General features: G+C 67.3%; 23 protein-coding genes. 11 read left to right on the top strand and 12 right to left on the bottom strand.

Annotated elements, in window-relative coordinates; genetic code table 11:
• Positions 1-265: 265 nt before the first annotated feature.
• Positions 266-1,183 carry a hypothetical protein gene (locus ACPCUW_RS12600; RefSeq protein WP_423424926.1) on the top strand — a complete coding sequence of 306 codons (918 nt, stop codon included), beginning with the start codon at positions 266-268 and terminating at the stop codon, positions 1,181-1,183.
• On the top strand, positions 1,180-1,812 hold the full coding sequence (locus ACPCUW_RS12595) for a twin-arginine translocation pathway signal (RefSeq protein ID WP_423424925.1): 633 nt from the start codon (positions 1,180-1,182) through the stop codon (positions 1,810-1,812). The genes ACPCUW_RS12600 and ACPCUW_RS12595 overlap by 4 nt, the downstream gene beginning before the upstream one ends.
• 31 nt (positions 1,813-1,843) lie before the next feature.
• Here ACPCUW_RS12595 and ACPCUW_RS12590 read toward each other — a convergent pair whose 3' ends face one another.
• The 9 genes from ACPCUW_RS12590 to ACPCUW_RS12550 all read right to left on the bottom strand — a co-directional run bounded on the left by ACPCUW_RS12590 (position 1,844) and on the right by ACPCUW_RS12550 (position 11,711).
• Positions 1,844-3,352 (bottom strand): MCE family protein, encoded by a 1,509-nt coding sequence (locus ACPCUW_RS12590; protein ID WP_305780875.1) that lies wholly within the window; start codon positions 3,350-3,352, stop codon positions 1,844-1,846.
• The gene (locus ACPCUW_RS12585; protein WP_063012100.1) at positions 3,352-4,473 is read right to left on the bottom strand and encodes an MCE family protein; all 1,122 of its coding nucleotides are present in this window, start codon (positions 4,471-4,473) and stop codon (positions 3,352-3,354) included. The genes ACPCUW_RS12590 and ACPCUW_RS12585 overlap by 1 nt, the downstream gene beginning before the upstream one ends.
• On the bottom strand, positions 4,470-5,717 hold the full coding sequence (locus ACPCUW_RS12580) for an MCE family protein (RefSeq protein WP_305780810.1): 1,248 nt from the start codon (positions 5,715-5,717) through the stop codon (positions 4,470-4,472). The genes ACPCUW_RS12585 and ACPCUW_RS12580 overlap by 4 nt, the downstream gene beginning before the upstream one ends.
• Complete coding sequence (locus ACPCUW_RS12575; RefSeq protein ID WP_423424923.1) at positions 5,714-6,748, bottom strand: MCE family protein; 1,035 nt, start codon at positions 6,746-6,748, stop codon at positions 5,714-5,716. The genes ACPCUW_RS12580 and ACPCUW_RS12575 overlap by 4 nt, the downstream gene beginning before the upstream one ends.
• On the bottom strand, positions 6,749-7,771 hold the full coding sequence (locus tag ACPCUW_RS12570) for an MCE family protein (protein WP_063012106.1): 1,023 nt from the start codon (positions 7,769-7,771) through the stop codon (positions 6,749-6,751). It abuts the gene before it with no gap.
• Positions 7,768-8,934, bottom strand: coding sequence for an MCE family protein (locus ACPCUW_RS12565; RefSeq protein WP_245658620.1), 1,167 nt, complete (start codon positions 8,932-8,934; stop codon positions 7,768-7,770). Before ACPCUW_RS12565 ends, ACPCUW_RS12570 begins: the two co-directional genes overlap by 4 nt.
• Before the next feature lie 10 nt (positions 8,935-8,944).
• Positions 8,945-9,790, bottom strand: a complete 846-nt coding sequence (locus ACPCUW_RS12560) for an MlaE family ABC transporter permease (RefSeq protein WP_030516025.1) — start codon at positions 9,788-9,790, stop codon at positions 8,945-8,947.
• A gap of 12 nt (positions 9,791-9,802) precedes the next feature.
• Positions 9,803-10,600 carry an MlaE family ABC transporter permease gene (locus tag ACPCUW_RS12555; RefSeq protein WP_030516026.1) on the bottom strand — a complete coding sequence of 266 codons (798 nt, stop codon included), beginning with the start codon at positions 10,598-10,600 and terminating at the stop codon, positions 9,803-9,805.
• A 124-nt stretch (positions 10,601-10,724) separates the two neighbouring features.
• A complete protein-coding gene (locus tag ACPCUW_RS12550) occupies positions 10,725-11,711 on the bottom strand; it encodes a DUF2804 domain-containing protein (protein ID WP_305780808.1) in 987 nt (328 codons plus the stop codon).
• A 208-nt stretch (positions 11,712-11,919) separates the two neighbouring features.
• On the opposite strand from ACPCUW_RS12550, the gene ACPCUW_RS12545 reads away from it, so the two are divergent.
• From ACPCUW_RS12545 to ACPCUW_RS12535, 3 genes are all read left to right on the top strand, one after another.
• Complete coding sequence (locus tag ACPCUW_RS12545; protein WP_305780807.1) at positions 11,920-12,576, top strand: TetR/AcrR family transcriptional regulator; 657 nt, start codon at positions 11,920-11,922, stop codon at positions 12,574-12,576.
• A gap of 39 nt (positions 12,577-12,615) precedes the next feature.
• A complete protein-coding gene (locus tag ACPCUW_RS12540) occupies positions 12,616-13,476 on the top strand; it encodes a 3-hydroxyacyl-CoA dehydrogenase (RefSeq protein ID WP_423424921.1) in 861 nt (286 codons plus the stop codon).
• A gap of 62 nt (positions 13,477-13,538) precedes the next feature.
• A complete protein-coding gene (locus ACPCUW_RS12535) occupies positions 13,539-15,305 on the top strand; it encodes an oleate hydratase (protein ID WP_064911471.1) in 1,767 nt (588 codons plus the stop codon).
• Between the two features lie 7 nt (positions 15,306-15,312).
• On the opposite strand, the gene ACPCUW_RS12530 is transcribed toward ACPCUW_RS12535, so the two are convergent.
• Genes ACPCUW_RS12530 through ACPCUW_RS12520 form a run of 3 tightly spaced genes read right to left on the bottom strand, consistent with a single transcriptional unit; the run spans position 15,313 to position 17,520 of the window.
• Entirely contained in the window at positions 15,313-15,822 is a 510-nt protein-coding gene (locus tag ACPCUW_RS12530) for a nuclear transport factor 2 family protein (protein WP_423424919.1), read from the bottom strand.
• Between the two features lie 37 nt (positions 15,823-15,859).
• Positions 15,860-16,708, bottom strand: a complete 849-nt coding sequence (locus ACPCUW_RS12525; protein WP_063012288.1) for a TIGR03619 family F420-dependent LLM class oxidoreductase — start codon at positions 16,706-16,708, stop codon at positions 15,860-15,862.
• 8 nt (positions 16,709-16,716) lie between these two features.
• A complete protein-coding gene (locus ACPCUW_RS12520) occupies positions 16,717-17,520 on the bottom strand; it encodes an SDR family NAD(P)-dependent oxidoreductase (protein WP_063012290.1) in 804 nt (267 codons plus the stop codon).
• A gap of 480 nt (positions 17,521-18,000) precedes the next feature.
• Between ACPCUW_RS12520 and ACPCUW_RS12515 the strand changes: the two genes are divergently transcribed.
• The 6 genes from ACPCUW_RS12515 to ACPCUW_RS12490 are packed head-to-tail and all read left to right on the top strand — an operon-like array spanning position 18,001 to position 23,339.
• Complete coding sequence (locus ACPCUW_RS12515; RefSeq protein WP_423424917.1) at positions 18,001-19,431, top strand: sensor histidine kinase; 1,431 nt, start codon at positions 18,001-18,003, stop codon at positions 19,429-19,431.
• Complete coding sequence (locus ACPCUW_RS12510) at positions 19,428-19,835, top strand: roadblock/LC7 domain-containing protein (RefSeq protein WP_036506268.1); 408 nt, start codon at positions 19,428-19,430, stop codon at positions 19,833-19,835. Before ACPCUW_RS12515 ends, ACPCUW_RS12510 begins: the two co-directional genes overlap by 4 nt.
• Positions 19,836-19,845: 10 nt before the next feature.
• Entirely contained in the window at positions 19,846-20,211 is a 366-nt protein-coding gene (locus tag ACPCUW_RS12505) for a DUF742 domain-containing protein (RefSeq protein WP_104407490.1), read from the top strand.
• A gap of 49 nt (positions 20,212-20,260) precedes the next feature.
• Positions 20,261-20,839: a GTP-binding protein gene (locus tag ACPCUW_RS12500; RefSeq protein WP_255401793.1), complete on the top strand. Its 579-nt coding sequence runs from the start codon at positions 20,261-20,263 to the stop codon at positions 20,837-20,839.
• Complete coding sequence (locus ACPCUW_RS12495; RefSeq protein ID WP_423424915.1) at positions 20,836-22,113, top strand: cytochrome P450; 1,278 nt, start codon at positions 20,836-20,838, stop codon at positions 22,111-22,113. Before ACPCUW_RS12500 ends, ACPCUW_RS12495 begins: the two co-directional genes overlap by 4 nt.
• Entirely contained in the window at positions 22,110-23,339 is a 1,230-nt protein-coding gene (locus ACPCUW_RS12490; protein ID WP_423424913.1) for a cytochrome P450 family protein, read from the top strand. The genes ACPCUW_RS12495 and ACPCUW_RS12490 overlap by 4 nt, the downstream gene beginning before the upstream one ends.

Raw genomic sequence — 23,339 nt, 5'->3', positions numbered from 1 at the left:
ACCCCTTGCGGAAATCTCCGGAATGCGGCTCGGCCGCGGACAGGCACACGGGCAGGCGGCTGCGGACCTTGGGTCATGGCGCCTCCCTCCCACCGTGAGAGAAGGATATTCTCTAAAACTGGGAATGACAATCCCGCAGGTTACATGCAGATCCCGCTATATCTAGGGCGTTCGCTGCGCGTCGCAGGTAGAGTAAGGTTCTCAATGTGTGGAAGTATTGTTCTCGCAGGTCTGCCAGCCACCGGCCCGACGAACGGAGCGCGCAGTGACGTCCGGAACACACCACTCGCCGCCGGATACCGGTGATATCTCCGATCGCGATCTGCTGCTGGCCGCCGCCGAAGCCGAGGCCGAGGCCGAAGCCGCCGAGGCGGTGGCAGCCGCTGCCCGCGCCCGAGCTCGCGCGGCCACGCTGCGCCGTCGCGCCGGATCCGCCGCACCGGCGAGCACACACCCGAACGCGAACGACACGCCGGACAGCGACGACCCCGCACCTGGCCCGCAAGACAATGGCTCGGAAGACAGGCGAGCCCGGCAGCCCGCGACAGCCGCCGAGCGGACCCTCGACGATGACCATGCCGACGCGGCTACCGATCTCGAGCCCGAGTCGGATCTCGAGCCCGCCGCAACGAACGATCCCGGCTCGGAGCCCGAGGAAAGCAGACGCCACAAGAGACCACGGCTGGGGGCCGTTCGGCATATCCGGCGGCGCACGGCCGGTGCGGCGGTCGCGGCGATCGTCCTGTGCGCCGGACTGGGCAGCAGCGGATACATGATGTGGCGGCATCACGATGTGACCGCGAAGCAGCATCGTGAGGCGGAGTTCGTGGCGGCGGCGCGGCAGGGCGTGACCACGCTGACCTCACTGGATTTCAATCATGCCGCCGATGACGTGAAGCGCGTGCTCGACGATTCCACGGGTGCCTTCCGCAACGATTTCCAGTCGCGCGCAGACGATTTCGCCAAGGTGATCCAGCAGTCCAAGGTCGCCACCCAGGGCAGGGTCGACGCGGCCGCGGTGCAGTCGATGACCGACGACTCGGCGGTGGTCCTGGTCGCGGCGACCTCCGAGGTCACCAATTCGGCCGGCGCGAAACAGGAACCGCGCGCCTGGCGGTTGAGCGTCACCGTGGAACGCGTCGACGGCCAACTCAAGATGTCGAAAGTGGAGTTCGTCCCGTGAGCACATCCTCCGATTCCCGGCCCGAGCACATCGACGAGCGCGAGACCGGCGCGAACACCGAAACGACCGGAGCGCCTGCGCCTTCCGAGAAGGACGCGCGGAAGCTCCCGCGCCCGCGTGCGGCGCTGACCTGGGTGCGCGGCCATCGCGCCGGGGTGGGGGCCGGGCTGCTCGGCGGACTCGCCGCGGCCTCCGTGGTGGCGGCGACCAGCCTGTACTTCACGCAGTACCGCCCCGATCAGCAGACCGACGACGACGCTCAGCGCGCGGCGATCGCCGCCGCCTCGAACGGCTCGGTCGCGATTCTCTCCTATGCTCCCGATACCCTCGACCACGATCTCACCGCCGCGAGGTCCTTCCTGACCGGAGACTTCCTCACCTATTACGGGCAGTTCACCCAGCAGGTGGTCGCGCCGGCGGCCAAGCAGAAGGCGGTGAAGACCTCAGCTGCCGTGGTGCGTTCGGCGATCGAGCAGATCCGTCCGGATTCGGCCGTGGTGCTGGTGTTCATCAATCAGACCACCACCACCTCCGACAAGCCCGATCCGTCGATGACCTCGAGCAGTGTCAAGGTCTCGCTCTCGCACATCGACGGCAAGTGGTTGATCTCGTCCTTCGATCCGGTGTGAGTCCGCACCGCGAGCGAGGTAGGCGTCGAATTCAGTGCGCCACCATGTCTTTCCAGCTCGCCGGGCGGGTACCGGCCAGATCGTCCTGCCGATACATCCTTCCGTCCGGCGCCAGGTAGTTCCCGGTGCGCGGGTCGTAGTGGGCGAAGCCCACCGACGGTGCGGTGGTCGAGCGCGATGCCGCGGGCGCGTTCAACCCGGGAATCCTGGGCAGCTCGATCTGCGGCAACTGCGGCAGGGGAACTCCCGGTGCGGCCGGTGCGGGTGGCGGCGCGTTCCACCGCGAATCCGGCGGGATGCCTTGTGCTTCCAGATTCGGATCGCGCGGATACGGTCCCACCACCGGCTGGTCCGGCGCCACCGGTTCGTACTGCTGGTCGCTGTTGCAGATCTCCGCTGTCGGCGCTCGCTTTCCCGGTTTCCCGGCACACGGGAAATTGCGCGCGCCGCGGACCGCGACGGGCGAATCCTGTGGCAGCTTGCAGTACAAGCCGTCGGGGGTGTCGATGGTGGTGGTGTCCGACGGCGGCCGCCATGCCGACGGCGGCAGGAAGCCGACCGTACAGGCCGGCGGATCCGAGACCCCGCTGATCCGAAAGTCTCCGGGTCCCAAGCCCTGTGCGTTCTTCGTGGGTTGTACCGCCTGCACGATCGAGACCTCGGGCGGCAGCAACACCAGCACCTGTTCCAGCCCGGCGTGATAGGTCACGCCCAGCTGCGCGACCGAGGTCAGATTCGACAGGAGCACGGGCAGTGTGAGCTTCACCGAATCCAGAAGTTTCGTCGCCTCCTGCGCCGCACCCGGCCCGGTGTTCAGCAGCGTCCGGACCTGCTCGTCGTCGGTGGCGATCTGTCCCGACACTCCGGCCAGGCTGCGCGCCCAGATCCGGATCGCGTCGGCCGAGCGGTCCTGCGAGTCCATCAGCGGCTCGGCCTTCGCCAGCAGGTCGCGGGTGGTGTCACCGGTCCGGTTCGCATCGGCGGCCACGGTCGACGCGGAGTTCAGCAGCGACTGCAGGTCGTATCGGGCGCCGTTCACGCCGGTGAACACCTCGTCGAGCATGTCGTGCAGCCTGTCCTTGGGAATGCTGCCGACCAGAGTGTCGAGTTCGTCGAGCATCGGCCCCACCGGTTGCGGAACGGTGCTGTCGCGCACGTCGATCACGGATCCGTCGTGCAGATACGGCGGTGCGTCGGTGCGCGGTTGCAGATCGACGTACTGCTCGCCCACCGCCGACACGCTGCGCACCTGCGCCCGCAGATCCGCGGGGATCTTGTGCCCGCCGTCGATGGACAGGGTCGCCTTCACCCCGTCGTCGGTCAGATCGACGGAGGTGACCTTGCCGATCTGAACGCCGCGATAGGTGACATTGCCGAATCGATACAGCCCGCCGGAGGTCGGAAGTTCCAGCGTCACCTTCATGGTGCCGATACCGGCGAGGGTCGGCAGCCGCATGTACTGCACGGCCATCGACACCATGCCGATCACGGCCAGGATCGAGAAGATCACCAGCTGCGCTCGGACGAATCGGGTGAGGATCATCGGCCGCCTCCGTTCGGGTCGGGCGGGTTCACCGGCGCACCCAGCGGGTCGTTGGTCTGGGTGCCGTAGCCGGGGTCGCCGACCATCGCCTGCAGCACGGCGTTCGGGTCACCCAGCGGGGTGCCGAGCAGTAGTTCGCGCCGCAACCGCGGCACGGTGAGGTCGATGGTGGCGAACAGATTGACGTAGTCGCCGCGGATACCGTGGTCGATGCCGTATTGCCCGTACGGGAACACGGTGAGGAAGGAGACCGCGCCGTCGATCTTCGACCCGACGTCGGCCAATTCCCGCAGGGTCGGTTCGAGGTTGTGCAGATTCGTGAGCAGATCCGACTGCACCTGCGAGATCACCCCGGTCGCGGTGTCGCTGAAGGTGCGCAGCTTGTCGAGTGCGGTGGTGATCTTCGGCCGCTCGGTGAGCAGCACCTCGAGTGCGGGGCCGACCTCGCGCAAGGTATCGCTGACCGTATCCCGTTGCTGGGCGAAGGTTTCCGCCATCCGGTTCAGCCCGGTCACGGTGGCGAGCAGATTGTCGCGCTGCTGATCCAGCACGGTCATGAACGCGTCCAGGCGCGGGATCAGATCGTGGATGGCGCCCTCACGACCGGAGAACGCGGCATCGAGATTGTGGATGATGTCGTTGATCTGCCCCATCCCGCCGCCGTTGAGCACCACCGACAGCGACGCGAGGGTCTGTTCGGTCGACGGATAGGTCGAGGTCCGGTTCAGCGGTACCGTCGCCCCGGGCTGCAGGCGCCCGCTCGGCGCCTGTCCGGCCGGCGGATTCAACGCCAGATGAGTCGAGCCGAGCAGACTGGTCTGGCCGATCGTCGCCGCCACATTCGCGGGCACGACCACATCCGGCTTCACCGAGACGTCCACGACGGCGTGCCAGCCGTGCACGGTGATCGACCCGACGCTGCCGACCACCACGTCGTCGATCATCACGGGCGAATTCGACACCAGCGTCCCGACATTCGCCATCTCGACGTGATAGATCGCGGCGTCCGCACCGCGACCGGGGGCGCCGGGCAGCGGCAGCGAATCCACGCCGTGCCAGCCACATCCGGTGACGGTGACCAGTGCGCACGCGCACAGGACGAGCAACCGCGCGATCATGACGGTGGCCTCCCCCAGGGCTGGAGCAGTTCGGTGACCGATGTCGGCGCCGACGGGCCGGGCTGCTGTCCGACGATCTTCGGCACCAGGTCGGGTTCGCTGTAGATCACGTTGTTCGGGTCCGGCGCCGGCCCGGTCACCGGGCTCACCGGGAACGGCAGATAGTTGAAACTGAGCAGGGGCAGAATCGGCCCCAGATACTGGCGGCACTTCTCCCCCGATTCTGCGGCCGTCGCGTTCTCGATACTCGCCACCCCGGCGCAGATGAACTGCATCGGATTGGAGAAGTTGTTGAGCTCGAAAACCCCTGCCTCCGTGCCGGTGTCGGGGTTGTAGATGTGATAAAAGTTCGCGATGCTGTTCGGCGCGATATGCAGCAGATTCTCCAGATCCGCGCGATGATCCACCAGATTCTGGGTGACATTCGCCAGCCGCTGCACCTGTTCGCCGGCCTTCGCGCGGTTCTCGGAGACGAACCGCTGGACCTCACCGACCGCGACCGACAGTTCGCGCAGGGCCGCGTCCAGATCGGACTTGCTGTCGTCGACGACGCTGGACAGTGTCGCCAGCCGATTCTCGAACTCGACGATCTGGGTACTGCTGCCCTTCAGCGCGTCCACGAACGTCTGCAGATTCTGCAGGATGTCGACGATATTGCCGCTGCCGTCGGCCAGGATGCGCCCGACCGCGGACAACTGGGCCAGCATCTGCCGCAGCTTCTCCCCGTTCCCGTCGCTCAGTGCGGCGGCGGTGCTGTCGACGAACCGGCCCATCGAACTTCCCGCGGCGTCGCCGCCCGGGCCCAAACCCGTTGCCAGCTTGGTCAATTGCGTCTTGATCTCGTCCCATTCCACCGGCACCGCGGTGCGCTCGACCGGGATCACCGCACCGTCGGCGAGCGTGGGGCCGCTGGTTCGATAGGCGGGAGTCAACTGGACGTAGCGGGCCGCGACCAGGCTCTGTGCCACGATCACCGCCTCAGCGCCGGCGGGCACCCGAATGTCGCGGTCGACGGCGAGCACCATCCGGGTCGTCGTGCCCTGCGGACGGATCGATTCGATATGCCCCACCTTCACCCCCGCGACGCGCACGTCGTCGCCGGGATAGATCGCGGTCGTGGTGGTGAATATCGCGGTGAAGTGCTTGGGCCCGAACAGTTCTCGATAACCGATCACGCCTCCGGTCACCACGACCGCGACGATCACCACGGCACCGACGATCCGGACCATCCATCTCGTACTCATCGCGGCGGCTCCGGATGCGGTAGCGGGAACTGGGCCGGCGGGTTCACGCCGAACGCCCGGTCGATGAAGGGCTGAATATCCTGGCCGTCGATCAGATTGGCGACGTAGGCGTTGTAGAAGCGGCCGCCGGAGACTGCTTCACCCTGAGTCAGAGCGACTTTCGAGTATCCCGGGATGGCCTTGCCGATATTGTCGCGATTCTTCTCGAGCATCGCGGCGATCGAGTTCAGCCGATCCAGTGTCGGCCCGAGCGCGGCCTCGTTGTCGGCGACCAGGCCCGACAACTGCTTCGCCACCGCCGAGGTGTTGGCGAGCAGGTCGACGATTTCCTGGCGACGCTGCGCGAGCACGTCGACCAGCGCATTCGCGTTGAGAATCAGCGTATTCACCTGCTCGCTGCGCTGGGCGAGCACCGAGGTGACCGTGCCCGCGCCGGTCAGCAACTGCCGTAGCGATTCGTTGCGGCTGTTGATCGTCTTGGACAGCTGTGTCAGCCCGTCGAATGCCGGGCCCACCTGCGGTGCGATCTGATTCAGCGTCGAGGACAGCATGTCGAGGGAGCGGTTGAGTGAATCGATGTCGATCGCCGAGGTCTTGGTGCTCAGATCACCGACGGCATCGGTCAGGGAATACGGCGAGGAGGTCCGCGAGGCCGGAATGGTGTCGAGTGAGCGCATCCGGCCGGTTCCCGCGGAAACGACCGTGAGGTCGCGTTTCCCCAGCAGCGAACTGGTCTTGATGTGCGCCGAACTGTCGGCGCCGAGCCGGATGGTCGAGTTCACCGAGAACACCACCAGCGCATCCCCGTTGTGCAGCACCACCTTCTGCACGGTGCCGACCCGCACGCCCGAGACGATCACGTCGTCGCCGACCGCCAGTCCGGCGGCCTCGCCGAACAGCGCCTGATAGCGCACGGTGGTGCCCCATGCCATGAACTTCTGCGACTGCAAGCCGATGAGGATGACGCAGACCATCACCACGATCCCGACCAGTCCGGGACGTAACAGATGAGCGCCGCGATAATGCAGCATCTACGGTGCACACCTCCCCGTCTCGGTTTTGATCCAGGGCAGCTGGACGACCTGCCCGGACGGATCGCTGACTCGGATGGTCAACGCGCACACGAAGTATTGGATGAAGTTGCCGTAGGAGCCGGTCCGCACCATCTTCCGGAAGTTCTCCGGCGCCCGCTGCAATGCGTGGTCCACCTTGTCCTTGCCGTCGTCCACGGCGGGTGCCAGCCGCGCGAGCTGTTCGACGCTGTCGGCCAGGGGAGCTCGGCTCTGCGTGAGAAGATCTGCGACGGAAGCGGTTCCGCGGTCCAGTGCGTCGATCGCGGAGCCGATCGGATCGCGGTCCTGCGACAGCTGGGTCACCAGTTGCTCGAGGCGGCCGATGGCATCGGAGAACTGGGTGCCGTTGCTCGCCAGAGTCTCCATCACCTGGTTCAGGTTGTCGATCAGCTTGCCCACCACATCGCTGGTGTCGGCGAGCCGGGAGGAGAAGGAGGCGGTCTTGGTCAGCAGCGAATCCACCGTGCCCTCCTGCCCCTGCACGATCTGCACCAGCGACCAGGTGAGCGAATTGACCTCCTGGGCGTTCAGTCCCTGCAGCACCGGTTTCAGGCCGCCGAGCAGAAGATCGAGATCCAGTGCGGGCGTGGTGCGTTCGAGCGGAATCCGCGCACCGGGCCGCAGGGTCGCGGTGGATCCCGGACCGTCGGTCAGTTCGAGATAGCGGTCGCCGACGAGGTTCAGATAGCGGATGGCGGCCTTGGTGCCCCCGGTGAGCACGATGTCGCGGTCGGCGTCGAAGGTCACCACCACCCGCTGATCCGGGCGCAGCGTCACCCCTTGCACCCGGCCCACCTCGACGCCGGCCACCCGCACACTGTCTCCGGAGCGCAGTCCCGACGAGTCGGTGAATTCCGCCGAATAGCCGTTGGTCGAACCGGTGCGGTACTGACCGAAGACCAGGACCAGGAATCCGGAGAGAACCACCATCACCACCGCGAAGGCGCCGAATTTCAGCAGCGGCGTATCCCGTTGTCTCATCGCGGACCTCCGGCGGCGGGATCGACGGCCCCGAACAGCACGCTCTGCAGCAGATCCGGATTCACGCGCAGGGTCCGGTTGGTATTCGGGAACGGGACGGCGCCGTCGTCGACCACCACGAACTTGGGCTTGCCGTTGTAGGGCACCGGCAGCACCGAACACTGCGGGCCACCGGATGCGGCGACCTTGGGCAGATCGCGCGGATATCGGTACGGTTCGGCGCCCCACAGGAAATTGACCGTCAGTCCCATGCCCGGAACCTGCACCGGTTTCACATTGTCCATGTAGTCCAGGCCCTCGATCGAACATTTCAGCGCCGGTGCGTATTCGGCGGCCAGATCGGTGGTGGGTACCAGCAGGTGCAGCATCGAGGCCAGCGGCGCGCCGTTGTCGCCGAGCACCTGGTTGCCGACATCGGCCAGGCCGATCGCATTGACCAGCAGCGCATCCAGATTCGCTTGTTCGTCCACCACGGTCCGGCTGATCGTGGCGGCATTGCGCGCGGTGGACAGCAGGTCCGGCGCGGCATCGCCGTAGGAGGCGGCCACATTCGGTCCGGCCGCGATCTCGTGACTCAGCGAGGGCAGAGCGGGCTCGATCTTGGCCAGGAACGAGTCGAGATCGGTCAGCATCTGCCCGACCTGTTCGCCGCGGCCGTTGGTCGCACCGGCGATCGCGCCCAGCGTCTCGTTCAGCTTCTCCGGTTCGATCTGCCCCAGCACCGCGGTCAATCGTTCGAAGATGGTGTTGATCTCGACCGTCACGTGCCGGGAGTCGAAGATCTGGCCGGCGTGGATCGAGGACGCGGATTTCTCCGCCGGCGGCAGGAATTCGACGAATTTGGCGCCGAACACGGTGGTGGAGGCGATGTCCACGGTCACATTCGACGGAATGCGTTTCACCTGATCGGCGTCGATCGCCAGCTGGATCGCGGCGAGCCCGTCGGGCCGCTCGTCCACCGCGGCCACCCGGCCCACGGCCACTCCGCGCATCTTCACCTTCGCGTCGGGGTACATGACCAGGCCCGCACGCGGTGACAGGACGGTGACCCGCACGGTGTCGGCGAATCCGCCGCGGAACATGACCACCGCCAGAGCGACCACCCCGGCGATCGCGGCGATCGACAGCAGACCCACGATCGGACGTAAAATGCTGCGCAACACGGCTTCTCCCCTAGCCCGACAGGTTGAAGTTGCCGTTGGAGCCGTAGATGGCCAACGAGACCAGCAGGGTTACCGAGACGACGGCGATCAGCGAGGTCCGCACCGCGTTGCCGACCGCGGTACCCACTCCGGACGGCCCGCCGGCGGCGAAAAAGCCGAAATAGCTGTGTATCAGCAGAATTGTCAGTGCCATCAGGATCGCCTGCACGAACGACCACACCAGATCGAGCGGATTGAGGAAGGTGGTGAAGTAGTGGTCGTAGAGCCCCGAGGACTGGCCGAGCAGGAAGACGGTGGTGACCCGGCTGGCGAGGAAGGAGGCCACCACCGCGAGTGAGTACAGCGGCGTGATCGCGATCATCCCGGCCACGATGCGGGTGCCGACCAGATAGGCGATCGGCTCGATCGCGATGGATTCCAGTGCGTCGATCTCCTCGTTGATCCGCATGGCGCCCAACTGCGCGGTGGCTCCCGCGCCGAACGTGGCCGCCAGTCCGATGCCGGCCACCACCGGCGCCGAGATGCGCACGTTGATGAAGGCCGACAGGAATCCGGTCAACGCCTCGATGCCGATATTGCCCAGGGAGCTGTAGCCCTGCACGGCCAGGGTGCCACCGGTGGCGAGGGTGAGGAATCCGACGATCACCACGGTGCCGCCGAAAACCGCCAAAGTGCCGGAGCCCATGCTGAATTCGGCGATGAGCCGGATGGTCTCCTTCTTGTAGCGCCACGCGGCGAACGGAGCGCCGAACAGCGCCCGCACGTAGAAGAGCGTGTGATCGCCGATGCTGCCGAGGCTTTTCACCGGCCGGCGCGCCCGCCGCACGGCACGCGGATATCTCGCTTCCAGTACCACAGCCGTTCCCCCTCATCTGGCCGTCATCTGGATGCCGATCGCGGTCACGACGACATTGATCACGAACAGCGCCATGAAGGCATAGACCACGGTTTCGTTCACCGCATTACCCACGGCCTTCGCGCCACCGGAGACGATCAGCCCGCGATAGCAGGCGATGAGCCCGGCGACGAGGCCGAACAACAGCGCCTTGACCGCCGAGATCACGACTTCGTTCAGCCCGGTCAGCAGGGTGATGCCGTTGGCGAAGGCACCGGGGTTGACGTTCTGCACATAGACGGAGAAGACGTAACCACCGGCGATGCCGATGATGCAGACCAGACTGTTCAGCAGCAGCGCGACCAGTCCCGAAGCGAGCATGCGCGGAGTGACGAGTCGCTGCACCGGATTGATGCCGAGCACCTCCATGGCGTCGATCTCCTCGCGGATGGTCCGCGAGCCCAGATCCGCGCACATCGCGGTCGCACCGGATCCGGCCACGATCAGCACGGTCACCATGGGACCCACCTGGGTGACCGCGCCGAATGCCGCGCCCGCGCCACTGAGGTCGGCCGCACCCAGTTCGCGCAGCAGAATGTTGAGCGTGAAGCTCACCAGCACGGTGAACGGAATCGCCACGAGCAGGGTCGGAATCAGCGACACCCGGGCCACGAACCAGGACTGCTCCAGGAATTCGCGGGTCTGAAAGGGACGGCGGAAGGCGAACTTCACCGCATCGGCCGACATGGCGAACAGTCCGCCGATGGTCTGCAGTCCGCCCGCCGAACGGCGGGACATACTCCGGGACCAGCCCGGCAGAGTTATCGCCATGCCGCCACCTCCCGGAACCCCGCTACGTCGCGACAACCTGGGGGAAATCGCATTCTCGGTTTCGATAATGCTACATCCGCAAGACAAGAACGCAATAGCTATTGCGAGTAGGTAGCGTTTCGGATCACCAGCGGTTGCGCGCCTCTTCCGCCCAGCCGGTGAGGCCGTCGAGCTCCACCCATTCCCCGTCGTCGGTGCGGGCTCGGCCGGTGAAGTGCCCGAAGCACTGATGAGTGTCGTTGGCCAGCACACCCAGCGCCGTCCGGGATTCGCGTACATGGAAGGGCGTGAACTCGACGGCGACGCGCGGGCCGCGAATCCGCCACGGCCGCAACCAATCCCGGCGGTCGTAAACCCATTCCAGCTCATCGTCGATCTTGTGCAGCCGGCCACGCACGAACAGCGCGTTCTCGGTCGAACCGGTGCCGTCGGTCCACTTGCCGCCGAGCTGGATCGCCGTCTCCGGGCCGCAGCCGGCGGCCCAGTTCCACGCGATCGAGTACGGCCACTTCCCGCGTCCGTGGTCGAGGACGGCGAACCCGTCGGCGACCACGTAGGCGACGCCGTCCACGGTGAGGGTGCCCGACACCGGACGGCCGAGATCCTTGACGGTGTACTGGAAGCGCTTCGCACTCCACGGCACCACGACACCGAGCGATTCGTGTCCCGCCGGCGACCCGGCCGTCAGATCGATATCGATGCGCGGGGTGGCGGCGTGAATCCTGGTGCCGGCCTGATCGTTTCGCAATTCGATCACCAGATCGCCGGCATGTCCGGTCGCGGTGCCGGCACCGCTGCGATCGGGAAGGTGCACACCGCGGGCGAACGGCGTCACCACATCCTTGACGATCTCGGTGCCGCTCGCCCGATCGAGCACGTAGATACCCTGCAGACCGGCGTAATCCAGCGACGTCAGCACGATTCCGATGATGTGGTCCGGGGTGACGATGCCCCAGTACTCCCACCGTTTGGTGCGACCCCAGCCACGCAGATTCGCCCGGTGCAGCGGCCGACGCGTCCAGCCCACCGCGTCGGGATTCAGCCGGCCCCGCGACGTGCACAGATCGACACTCGCGGTGATCTCGCGCTCCGTGGTCACCCGTTCGGCCATCGTGGCCCTCCTTCGCTGCCGCGGTCGACGCGACCGCGGTCGGTCCATTGTCGCGGCCGGGCCGGTCATCACGAACGGGCCACGCCTGCGACGAGGCCGGCACTCGCGCACGTGGCCGACGTCACGCTGGACGTGTTGCACTTCCGATAGCTCTGAGTATGCTCATTAATGAGCGCACTCATTATTATCGGCCGATAGGAGGCGTCGGGTGGCAAGTACACAGCAGAGCCGGCAGGTCGGGCGGCGGGTGCGCAATATGCGCGAGAAGCAGAGCCGAATCTTCGAGGTGACCGCGCGGTTGTTTGCCGAACGCGGTTTCGCCGCGGTCACCACCCAGCAGATCTCCGATCGGGCCGATATCGCCGCGGGCACGCTGTTCCGCTACGCCTCGTCCAAGGGACAGCTGCTGCTCATGGTCTACAACGAGGACTTCCGGTCGGCGCTCGAGGCCGGCACCCGCCGTGCCCGCGACATCGCCGATCCGGTGGGCGCGATCACGGCGTTGCTGCGGCCGATCCTGGACGCGGCGGCGCGCAATACCGAGAACACCATCGCCTACCAGCGCGAATTGCTGTTCGGCCCGCCCGAGGAGACCTACCGGGAACAGGGGCTGGCATTGGTGGCGCAGCTCGAGTCGGCCCTCGCCGAGATTCTGCTGACCGCGGTCGCGAACTCCGGTGAGCCCACGGCCGCGCAGCGGGAGGCGGCCCGCGTGGCGGGCCGCGGTCTCTTCGCGGTACTGCACATGGCGCTGGTGCGCCCGTCCACCGGCGTCCACCCCCACCACGATCCGATCGACGATCTGCACGCCCAGATCGCTCAGCTCGTCGCCGGTTTCCGCAGCGCCGCGGTCACCGGAGCCTGAAAAACCAACGCGGGCCACGGCCCGCAGAACGGAGTCGACATGTCCGGCACGATTCGCAAGGTGAGCGTCCTCGGGACCGGCGTCCTGGGATCCCAGATCGCCTTCCAGACCGCCTTCAACGGTTTCGAGGTAACCGCCTACGACATCAACGACGAGGCGCTGACCGCGGCGCACGAGCGTTTCGACAAACTCGCGGCCACCTACCGTGAGCAGGTACCGGGCGCGGGTGACGGCAAGGCCGAGGCCACCGCCGCGGGCATCGCGCTCACCAGCGATCTCGCCGAGGCGGCCCGGGACGCGGATCTGATCATCGAAGCGGTGCCCGAGGTGCTGTCGATCAAGCAGGACACCTATCGCGGGCTCGGTGAGCTCGCGCCCGAGCACACCATCTTCGCCACCAACTCCTCGACGCTGCTGCCCAGCGACATGAAGGACGCCACCGGCCGCCCGGACCGTTTCCTCGCCCTGCACTTCGCGAATCAGGTGTGGCACTTCAACACCGCCGAGGTCATGGGCACCGAGGACACCGATCCGAAGGTGTTTGAGGCGGTAGTGGAATTCGCCCGGGCCATCGGCATGGTGCCGATCGAACTGCACAAGGAGAAGGCCGGCTACGTCCTCAACTCGCTGCTCGTGCCGTTCCTCAACTCGGCGATGGCGCTGGCGGCGGGCGGCTACGCGGAGCCGAAGGCGGTCGACGAGACCTGGCGCATCGGCACCGGCGCGCCCGCGGGCCCCTTCCAGATCCTCGACATCGTCGGTCTGACCACGCCGTACAACATCCTGGTCAACAGCGGCGAGGACGGCCGGAAGCTGGCGCAGTGGCTGAAGTCGGAATACATCGACAAGGGCAGGCTCGGCCTGGCCAGCGGCGAGGGCTTCTACCGGTACAACGCGTAAGACGTTACGGCACAGCCACATTCGACAGTCGGGGCGGACAACCACAGGCAGGAGAGACCCGGATGTACTACAGCAGCGGCAACTACGAGGCGTTCGCCCGCCCGCGCAAACCCGAGGGCGTCGACGACAAGACGGCGTGGTTCGTCGGGGCGGGCCTGGCCTCGCTGTCGGGCGCGGCCTTCCTGATCCGCGACGGGCAGATGTCCGGTGACCGGATCACCATCCTGGAGCGATTGAAGCTGCCCGGTGGCGCGCTGGACGGAATCAAGGAGCCTGCAAAGGGTTTCGTCATCCGTGGTGGCCGCGAAATGGAGAACCACTTCGAGTGCCTGTGGGACCTGTTCCGCTCGGTGCCCTCGATCGAGATAGAGGGCGCGAGCGTCCTCGACGAGTTCTACTGGCTGAACAAGGACGATCCGAACTACTCGCTGCAGCGTGCCACGGTGGATCGCGGCCAGGACGCGCACACCGACGGCCTCTTCGCGCTGAACGACAGGGCGCAGAAGGACATCGCGAAGATCTTCCTCGCCACTCGCGAGGAGATGGAGAACAAGCGCATCGACGAGGTGTTCGGAAAGGACTTCCTGCAGAGCAACTTCTGGCTGTACTGGCGCACGATGTTCGCCTTCGAGGAATGGCACAGCGCGCTGGAGATGAAGCTGTACCTGCACCGGTTCATCCATCACATCGGCGGCCTGCCGGACTTCTCGGCACTGAAGTTCACCAAGTACAACCAGTACGAATCGCTGGTACTGCCGCTGTATCGGTGGCTGCTCGATCAGGGCGTGACGTTCCGGTTCGATACCGAGGTCACCGATATCGACTTCGACATCACCGCGGATCGCAAGCAGGCCACCGGTATCCACTGGGTCTCGGACGGGGTCGAGGGCGGCGTCCGGCTGGGCCCGGACGATCTGTTGTTCACCACGATCGGTTCGCTGGTGGAGAACTCCGACGAGGGCGATCACCACACCCCCGCGACACTGAACGAGGGACCGGCGCCCGCTTGGGAACTGTGGCGGCGGATCGCGGCCAAGGATCGCGCCTTCGGCCGCCCCGACGTCTTCGGATCCCATATTCCCGAGACCAAATGGGAATCGGCGACGGTCACCACACTCGATCAGCGCATACCGGAGTACATCCGCAAGATCTGCAAACGCGATCCCTTCAGCGGCAAGGTCGTCACCGGCGGCATCGTCACCGCCCGGGATTCCAGCTGGCTGCTGAGCTGGACGGTGAACCGGCAACCGCACTTCAAACAGCAGCCGGCCGATCAGATCGTGGTGTGGGTGTACTCGCTGTTCGCCGACAAGCCGGGTGACTACGTGCACAAGACGATGCAGGAGTGCACCGGCGAGGAGATCACCCAGGAGTGGTTGTACCACTTGGGCGTTCCGCTCGACGACATCCCGGAGCTGGCGGCCGAGGCCGCGAAGTGCGTGCCGGTGATGATGCCCTACGTCACCTCGTTCTTCATGCCGCGCCAGGCCGGTGATCGGCCCGACGTGGTGCCCGAGGGCGCGGTGAACTTCGCCTTCATCGGCCAGTTCGCCGAAACGAGCCGGGACTGCATCTTCACCACCGAGTACTCGGTGCGCACCGGTATGGAGGCCGCCTATCGGCTGCTGGGCATCGAGCGTGGCGTGCCCGAAGTGTTCAACTCCACCTACGACGTGCGCAGCCTGCTCAATGCGGTCGGCCACATGCGCGACGGGGACGCGCTGAAGATTCCGGGCCCGGAGGCGTTGCGGCGCAGGCTCATCGGGAAGCTGGAGAGTTCGGAGGTCGGGCTGCTGCTCGCCGAGTACGGGCTCATCACCGACAAGTAACCGGCATTCATTCGCGGGGATCGGCCGACGGCCGGTCCCCGCTTCGGCGCGCGAAGGTGGACAGCAGTTCTCGTGCCTGCTCACCTCCGTCGAGCAGACGGCCGGTGCGGCGGGCGATGCGCCACCCGTCGGATTCGCGGCGGAGTTCGAGCCGGTGCACACTCGCGCGCAGTACCTCGTAACCGTCCGATTCGCGATGCACCAGCAGTGATTCGAAGACCGCGAGCGCCTCGTCACCGTCGATGTCGATGCGTGCCGGACCCTGGAAATGCGCCGACCCGGCGGCGATGAGCGTCCGATGTGCGGGCGATTCCACCATCGCGCGCACCTGGTCACGCCCCCGCATCCGCCAGCCCTCGACGTCGTATTCGCCTTCTGCACACCATAATTCGGCGGTCGCCTGGGCCTCCCCAGCGTCGACCAGCGGTCCGTAGGACGCGATGATGCGCAGGATCGCGAGTTCGTCCTCGACCCGTCGCAGCCGGCGGAGAATATCCGCGAGTTCGACCTCGGTCATCTCGTCCTCCTCTGGTCCGCCCGTGGCGATATCGGGCTCACCGGTTCGCCAGCTCGGCCAATGCGGCCAATTGGTCGCAGTAGTGTTCGGCCGAGTTCGCGGTGACGGCGCATCCGGCCAGTGTCGCACCCGCATCCGCCAGGGCCGCGAGCCGCCGCGTCACCCGGTCCGGCTCACCGAGCGGATCCAGCGGGCCGGTGGGCAGGACCACCTCGAATCCGGGTGGCGAATCGACTTGCGAGAGCATCGTTTTCAGCTCCGCCATCGGCAGGCCGAACGGCATCCACCCGTCGCCGAAGCGGACCGCGCGGCGCAGCGAGCGCATCGTTCGCCCGCCCACCCAGATGGGCACCCGAGATTGCACTCCGGCGGGCTCGACGATCATCCCGGAGAAGCTGTAATGCGTTCCGGTGTAATCGGGTTCGCGCACGCCGAATGCGGCGCGCAGGGCGGCTATCGCATCGTCGGCGCGCTCTCCGCGCCCCTCCCAGGTCGCCCCGAGCAGATCGAATTCCGCGCGCAGAGATCCCACTCCGACACCCAGGACGACCCGGCCGCCACTGATCCGGTCCAGTGTGCCGTAGCGCTTGGCGATCTCGAGCGGGTGGTGATACGGCAGCACCAGCACCGAGGTGGCGAGCCGGATCCGGGTGGTGCGGGCGGCCAGATACGCGAGCGTGGCCAGCGGATCCCAATAGGTCGCACCCCGGGAAGCGGCCACCGACGCCGGTACCGCGGTGTGTTCACTGCAGGTGAGATGGTCGAAGCCCAGGCGGTCGGCGGTCTCGGCGATGCGGGCGAGTTCCGCCATGCCGGCATCGGCCTCCCACGGCGAGTACTGCCCGGGAAACCGCACCACGATCGGCGACGACAGGGCCAGGCGCACCGGGCCGGTCATCGCGGATCCGGTTCGGCGCCGATCAACTTCTGCATCCGGCGATGCCCGCCCAGCACGATCGCCGCCCGATCCGGACCGCTGCTGCGCGCCGCCGTTTCGGCATTGCCGCCCGCGACGAACACCGGTCCGTTGGCCAGCTGCTCGAGCCCTTCGCGCGCCACATCGGCCGGTTCGGCCACGAGCATGCCGGGGATGTCGAAATTCAATCCCGCACGTGCCATCGCCGGTGTCCGGGTGACACCCAGCACCAGATGCAGCACGTCGACGTTGTAATCCCGCAGTTCCAGCCACAGGCTCTCGGCGAAGATCCGCAGATACGCCTTGGAGCCGCCGTAGACGGTGTGGCGGGCCGAGCCGCAGTAGCCGGTGAGCGAGCCGACCAGCACGATGCCGCCGCGGCCCCGCTCGCGCATGCCGCGCCCGAAATGGTGCACGAGCGCCAGCGGTGCGGTGACATTGAGCGCGTTCATGGCGGCGAACGCGTCGAGGTCACCGTCGAGGAATTCGGCGCTGTGGGTGTTGGCGCCCGCGTTGTAGACGAGCAGGCCGACCTCCACGTCGGCGGTCGCGGACGCGACGCGCGCCGGTGCGTCGGGCGCGGTCAGATCGACCGCCAGGGTCCGTACCTGGACCCCGCGCGCGGCGACACGTTCGGCGGTCTCGGCCAGCGGGCCCTCCCGCCGCGCCAGCAGGACGATATTGATTCCCGCGGCGGCGAGCCGGTCGGCGAACTCCGCGCCGACCCCCTCCGAACCGCCGGCGATGACGGCCCACGGCCCGTAGCGGTGCGGATCGATGATGTCGTTCGGTTCTGCGGCCATGCCCGGACGGTAACTGAAACAGGTTTCGGTGCGGCGCGCACTCCCGCTCACCGGACACTCGTGTCGCGAAGAAAAGCACTGCTCAGGGTGAAATGAACGCTGTTCACTGAATTGCCGAAAGATAGTGCGCCGCAACGTTTTCAGTTCGTGATCGTGCCGTTCGCGCGCACGACACATTCGCCAGTATTTTCGAACATGGTCGCTGAGCGGTGTTTTCGCGGAAACGGGGCACTCGACATCACATTCCTTCATTTCGAAAACTCGCAGTGAAACTTCCATTTCGAAGCCGCCGGACGGCGCGAACACTTCGGGTAGCGCACCCTCGGGGTCGGCGTTATGCTCGTGCGCGAATTTCGAAATCGTCTGGCGGTCCGCGCATTCGAGTCAGCCGTGCACAGCGGAAGGTGGGGGAACTGTGCCATCTCCGCACATGTGGATGTGGATCCGGAAGTATCGATAGTGACCTATTCAGTCAATTCGCAGCAGGCGCCCGGGGGCGCCGCCACATCCCGGCCACCGCGACGAGTACCGGCCTTTCTCCTTCCCGCGACGATCTGTGTCTTCGTCGGCGCCGCGGCTTGCCTCGCCATGCTCCGGTTCGCGCCCGAGACCGAACGAGTGGCCTCGGCCGTCGCCGCCGGGGTCGTGGGGCTGGCCTTGGCCGTGACGTCGGGATTCGCCGGTCACTACCGTGACCGGGCGATTCGCTATCGTGAGGCCAACGATCGCGCCGAGCGTGCGGTCGCGAACTACGTCGCCGAGAGCGAGGCGCGCTTGGCCGCCGCCCACGACACCGCGGTCGCGGCGGGGCGGGAGGCGGGCGGCAGCGAGAACCGCCGGGTGGCCGCGATGGCGGCGTTCGCCGGCGCCGCCGGGCGGATGCAGGCGATGACCACCTCGATGCTGGCCGAACTGCGCGAAATGGAACATCGGCACGCCGATCCGTCGGTGCTGGCCGATCTGCTGACCCTCGACCATCGCACCGCACAGGCCGGACGCCTGGCCGACAGCATCGCGGTGCTCAGCGGCGCCCGCTCGGGCCGACGGTGGGCGAAACCCATTGCGATGGAATCGATTCTGCGCGGCGCCATGGGTCGCGTCGCGGGCTACCGCCGGGTGCGCCTGCGCGCGGTCGCCGAAATCGCGATCGCCGGTCATGCCGCCGAGGGCGTCATGCACGCGCTGGCCGAGCTGATCGACAACGCCTGCAATTTCTCCCCGCCCACCACCGAGGTCCACGTCTACGCCGCCGAAGTGCCGGCCGGCGTCGTCGTCACCATCGAGGACAGCGGACTGGTGATGAGCGAATCCGCCCTGCGCCGCGCCGAACAGGCGGTGTCCGGCACCCGGACGGCACGCGGAGCGGACACCGATCTGTCCTCGCTGACCGGCACCCGGCTCGGGCTCGCGGTGGTCGGCAATTTGGCGCGCAAACACGCGCTCACCGTGTCGTATCGCCCGTCGGCGATCGGCGGCACGGCGGTCGTCGTGGTGGTTCCGCGCGATCTGACCACGCGCCTGGACCGCTCCCCCGGCTCCACCGCGACGATCGAACTGCCGCCCGCCGCGCGGGTCGCGACCCCGGCCGCCCTTCCGGCGATCCCGTTCGGACCGCCCGTCACCGACGACCGGGACGCCGACGCCACCACCACGGCCGCGAAACACTCTGCCACGCAGGCGGTTCCGTACCCCGAGCGGTCGGCCGAACCCTTACCGAAGCGCCGCCGCGGCAGCACTCTCGCCGCGGTCCATCCCGACGGCCTGCGCAGCGCCGCCGTCGAGGATTCGGCCTACCCGCGGACGCGGCCGTCGGCCCTCGGCGCCTTCCAGCGCGCGGTCTCGGCCCCGGATTCCCCCTCCCCTTCGATTGCCCTGGAGAACGATCGATGACCACTTCGGTACCGGCGCACCTGGATTGGCTCCTGGACCAGCTGCTGGCCCGCACCCCGCACAGCCGGCACGCCCTGCTGCTGTCCAGCGACGGTCTCAAGATCTGCCACACCCCGGAACTGTCGGTGGACAAGGCCGATCAGCTGGCCGCGATCGCGGCCGGAATCCAGAGCCTCTCGCACGGCGCCTCGGTGGAATTCGGCGACGGGCGCAGTGGCGTGCGGCAGTCGATGACGGAGTTCTACGGCGGCATCCTGTTCATCGTCGAGGCCGGATTGGGCGCCCACATCGCGGTCGTCGCCGATGCCGAGGCAGATGCCGGGCTGGTCGGCCACAACATGAGCGAACTGGTCGAACAGCTCGGCGAACACCTCTCCGCCGCGCCGCGCGGCCCGCGGCCGTGAGGCGGGCGCGATGACCAGGCCGGGCCGCGACGACACCCCGGACCGGCTCTACACCCTCACGGGCGGCCGCAGCCACCCCGATACCGACGCCTTCGATCTGGTGACACTCGTGGTGGCCGAATCGGAGCCTGCCCCGGGGATGCAGTCCGAGCAGGTCGCGATCCTCGAGATCTGCCGGGCGCCGACGGCCGTGGTCGAGATCGCCGCCGAGCTGCGGCTACCGGTCGGCATCGCGATGGTGTTGCTGGCCGACCTGCTCGACGCCGGAAAGATCACCGTGCGCCACCCGCATTCCGCGCCCGCGTGGGAGCCGTGGAATGCCCTGCCCGACACCGAAATACTGGAGAAGGTGCTCGTTGGACTCCGCAACCTCTGATCCCCTCCGCACCGGATTCGGCGACCGTCCGGCCCGGGCCCAGGCGCCGCTGGCCGACACCGCCCGGCACGGGCTCAAGGTCGTCATCGTCGGCGGTTTCGGCGTTGGTAAAACCACCATGGTCCGCGCGGTCAGCGAGATCCGCCCGCTCGACACCGAGGCGACGATGACCTCGCTGGGCATCGGCATCGACGATCCCACCGGCGCACCGGCCAAATCCACCACCACGGTCGCCTTCGACTTCGGCCGCATCACCATCGACGCGGAACACGTCCTGTATCTGTTCGGCGCACCGGGGCAGGAGCGCTTCTGGTTTCTGTGGGACCGGTTGTTCACCGGCGCGCTGGGCGCGATCGTGCTGGTCGACCCGCGCCGGATCACCGACTCCTGGTACGCCATCGACCGGCTCGAACATCAGCAGACCCCGTTCGTGGTGGCGTGCAACATCTTCGGGCCTGCCGGCCACGACGACACTCAACTGCGTGCCGCCCTGGATCTGGATCCGCACGTGCCACTGGTGGAATGCGATGCGCGCTCGCGGGATTCGGGCAAGCGGGTGCTGATCGCCCTCGTCGAACATCTGCACGCCGCCGGCCTGCGGGCCGCCGCCCGGGGAGCGGCCCGATGAACGCGCCGCAGCCCGGTCTCAGCGCCGATGGTTGCCCGGTCTCGCCCGCCGATCCGATGCCGTTGAGCGGCCCGCGTTTCCACACCGACCCGCACGAGTTGTACCGGGAGATGCGGCGGGCCCACGGCCCGGTGGTCTCGGTGGAACTGCCCGGCGGAATTCCGGCCTGGCTGGTGATCGGTTATCGCGAAGTTCACCAGGTCACCAGCGATGCGGAACTGTTCCCGCGCGATGTGGCGCGCTGGAACCAGTGGCCGAACATCCCCGAGGACTGGCCGCTGCTGCCGATGGTCGGCCGCCCGATGCCGTCGATCTACTTCACCGCCGGGGCCGAGCATCTGCGGCATCTGGCCATGGTCGAGCCCGCGCTCGAACAGGTCGACCCGTTCGGATTGCGCCGGGCCTGCGAGGATCTGGCCGATCAGCTGATCGACCGCTTCTGCGGGCGCGGCACCGCCGACCTGATCGCGGAATTCGCCGAACCACTGCCGGTGCTGGCGCTGGCCTGGGTGATCGGATTCCCCGACGATCAGGGCGCGGATCTGGCCTGGACCATGAAGACGCTCGCCGACGGTGGCGCCGAGGCGCAGGCGGCCTACGGCCGATTCGCCGAACATATGCAGCGACTCGTCGCGATGAAGAAGTCGCGCCCGGGCAACGATCTCACCTCGCGGATGCTGCACTCGCCCGAACGGTTCAGCGACGAGGAATACGCACTCGACCTGATGGCCGTCACCGCCGCGGGCCAGCTGCCGACCAGCGACTGGCTGGGAAATTCGGTGCGGCTGATGCTCACCGACGACCGCTTCGCGGCCGCCCTCGGCGGTGGCCGCCACAGCATCGGGCAGGCGATGAACGAGGTGCTGTGGGAGGACACCCCCACCCAGATCCTGGCCGGGCGCTGGGCCTCGCGCGACACCCGGCTGGCCGACAAGACCATCCGGCGCGGCGATATGCTGCTGCTCGGCCTAGCGGGCGCGAACGCCGATCCGCATGTGCGCCAAGATCTTTCCGATTCCCTCGCACCCGCGCACAGCGGCAACAGCGCGCATTTCGCGTTCAGTTACGGCGAATACCGCTGCCCCTTCCCGGCCCAGCAGATCGCGGAGATCATCGCGCGCACCGGGATCGAAGTGCTGCTGGATCGGCTGCCGGATCTCGACCTCGCCGTCGCCGCCACCGAACTGACTCGCCGGCCGTCGCCGTTCCTGCGCGGAATGACGGCGCTGCCGGTCACCTTCACACCCGTTCGTACCGTGGGAGGTACCCCGTGAATGCCAGTTGCCCGCACGCCGCACCGCTCGTGATCGATCCGATGGTCGGCGACCTCGGCGGTGAGACCGCCCGATTACGCGATGCCGGACAGCTGACCCGGATCGAACTGCTGGGGGTGCCGGCCTGGACCGTCACCGGCCACACCCTGGCCCGGCAGTTGCTCATCGACCCGCGACTGGTCAAGGACATCAACTCCTGGTCGCTGTGGCGCGACGGCGTGGTCACCCGGCAGTGGCCGCTGATCGGCATGATCGACGTCGGGGTCTCGATGTTCACCGTCGACGGCCCCGAACACCGCCGCCTGCGCATCAAGACCACCCAGGCGCTGACCGCGCGCCGCCTGACCTCCCTGCGCCCGTTCATCGAATCGACCGTCGCCGCACTGCTGGACGATCTGGCCGCCGCCGGCGACGGCACGGCCGACCTGAAATCGGTCTTCGCCTATCCGCTGCCGATGCGCGTGATCAGCGAGCTCATGGGCGTCGACCACGCCGATCATCCGATGCTGCTCGACTGGTACAAGGCGTTCTTCTCCCTGCTGACCCCGCAGGACGAGCGGCTCGCGGTGATCGAGCGGATGGGCGAGTACTTCACCGAGATGGTGCGCAAGAAGTCCGCCGACCCGGCCGACGACCTGACCAGCGCGCTGATCCTGGCCACCGACGGTGGCGAACCGCTCAGCGAGGCCGAGGTGGTCGGCAATCTGCAGGCGCTGGTCGCCGCCGGGCACGAGACCACGGTGTCGCTGATCCTCACCACCGTGCGCGCCCTGCTCACCCATCCGGAGCAGTTCGAGCTGGTGCGCTCGGGGCAGATCGATTGGGAGACAGCGATCGAGGAGACGCTGCGCTGGGACGGTCCGGTGACACATCTGCTCATGCGGTTCGCGACCGAGGACATCACCGTCGGTGACGCCGTCATCGAACGCGGCGAGGGGGTGGTGATGTCGTATCGGGCCATCGGCCGCGACACCACGGTGCACGGCGCCGACGCCGACGCATTCGACATCACCCGGCCGACGGCCAAGCGCCACATCAGTTTCGGTCACGGACCGCACATCTGCCCGGGTGCCGCGCTCGCCCGGCTGGAAGCCTCGATCGCACTGCCCGCGCTGTTCGAACGGTTCCCGCAGCTGTCGTTGGCCGTACCGGTGGAGGAGATTCACAACCTTCCCGTGCTGACGCAGAACGATCTGGCCCAGTTCCCGGTCCGGCTCGGCGACTGA

Source organism: Nocardia sp. AB354, from assembly GCF_049538315.1.
GTDB classification, from domain to species: domain Bacteria; phylum Actinomycetota; class Actinomycetes; order Mycobacteriales; family Mycobacteriaceae; genus Nocardia; species Nocardia nova.
Note: the sequence above shows the minus strand (reverse complement) of the source record. Positions and strands in the feature narration are given on the sequence as shown.

What these genes read in the sequence shown, in the direction of transcription:
- ACPCUW_RS12580 (WP_305780810.1), bottom strand. Translation starts at nt 5,717, where the DNA reads ATGAGTACGAGATGGATGGTCCGGATCGTCGGTGCCGTGGTGATCGTC.
- ACPCUW_RS12530 (WP_423424919.1), bottom strand. Translation starts at nt 15,822, where the DNA reads ATGACCGAGGTCGAACTCGCGGATATTCTCCGCCGGCTGCGACGGGTC.
- ACPCUW_RS12505 (WP_104407490.1), top strand. Translation starts at nt 19,846, where the DNA reads ATGACCAGGCCGGGCCGCGACGACACCCCGGACCGGCTCTACACCCTC.
- ACPCUW_RS12570 (WP_063012106.1), bottom strand. Translation starts at nt 7,771, where the DNA reads ATGAGACAACGGGATACGCCGCTGCTGAAATTCGGCGCCTTCGCGGTG.
- ACPCUW_RS12550 (WP_305780808.1), bottom strand. Translation starts at nt 11,711, where the DNA reads ATGGCCGAACGGGTGACCACGGAGCGCGAGATCACCGCGAGTGTCGAT.
- ACPCUW_RS12555 (WP_030516026.1), bottom strand. Translation starts at nt 10,600, where the DNA reads ATGGCGATAACTCTGCCGGGCTGGTCCCGGAGTATGTCCCGCCGTTCG.
- ACPCUW_RS12535 (WP_064911471.1), top strand. Translation starts at nt 13,539, where the DNA reads ATGTACTACAGCAGCGGCAACTACGAGGCGTTCGCCCGCCCGCGCAAA.
- ACPCUW_RS12585 (WP_063012100.1), bottom strand. Translation starts at nt 4,473, where the DNA reads ATGATCGCGCGGTTGCTCGTCCTGTGCGCGTGCGCACTGGTCACCGTC.
- ACPCUW_RS12540 (WP_423424921.1), top strand. Translation starts at nt 12,616, where the DNA reads ATGTCCGGCACGATTCGCAAGGTGAGCGTCCTCGGGACCGGCGTCCTG.
- ACPCUW_RS12510 (WP_036506268.1), top strand. Translation starts at nt 19,428, where the DNA reads ATGACCACTTCGGTACCGGCGCACCTGGATTGGCTCCTGGACCAGCTG.
- ACPCUW_RS12495 (WP_423424915.1), top strand. Translation starts at nt 20,836, where the DNA reads ATGAACGCGCCGCAGCCCGGTCTCAGCGCCGATGGTTGCCCGGTCTCG.
- ACPCUW_RS12575 (WP_423424923.1), bottom strand. Translation starts at nt 6,748, where the DNA reads ATGCTGCATTATCGCGGCGCTCATCTGTTACGTCCCGGACTGGTCGGG.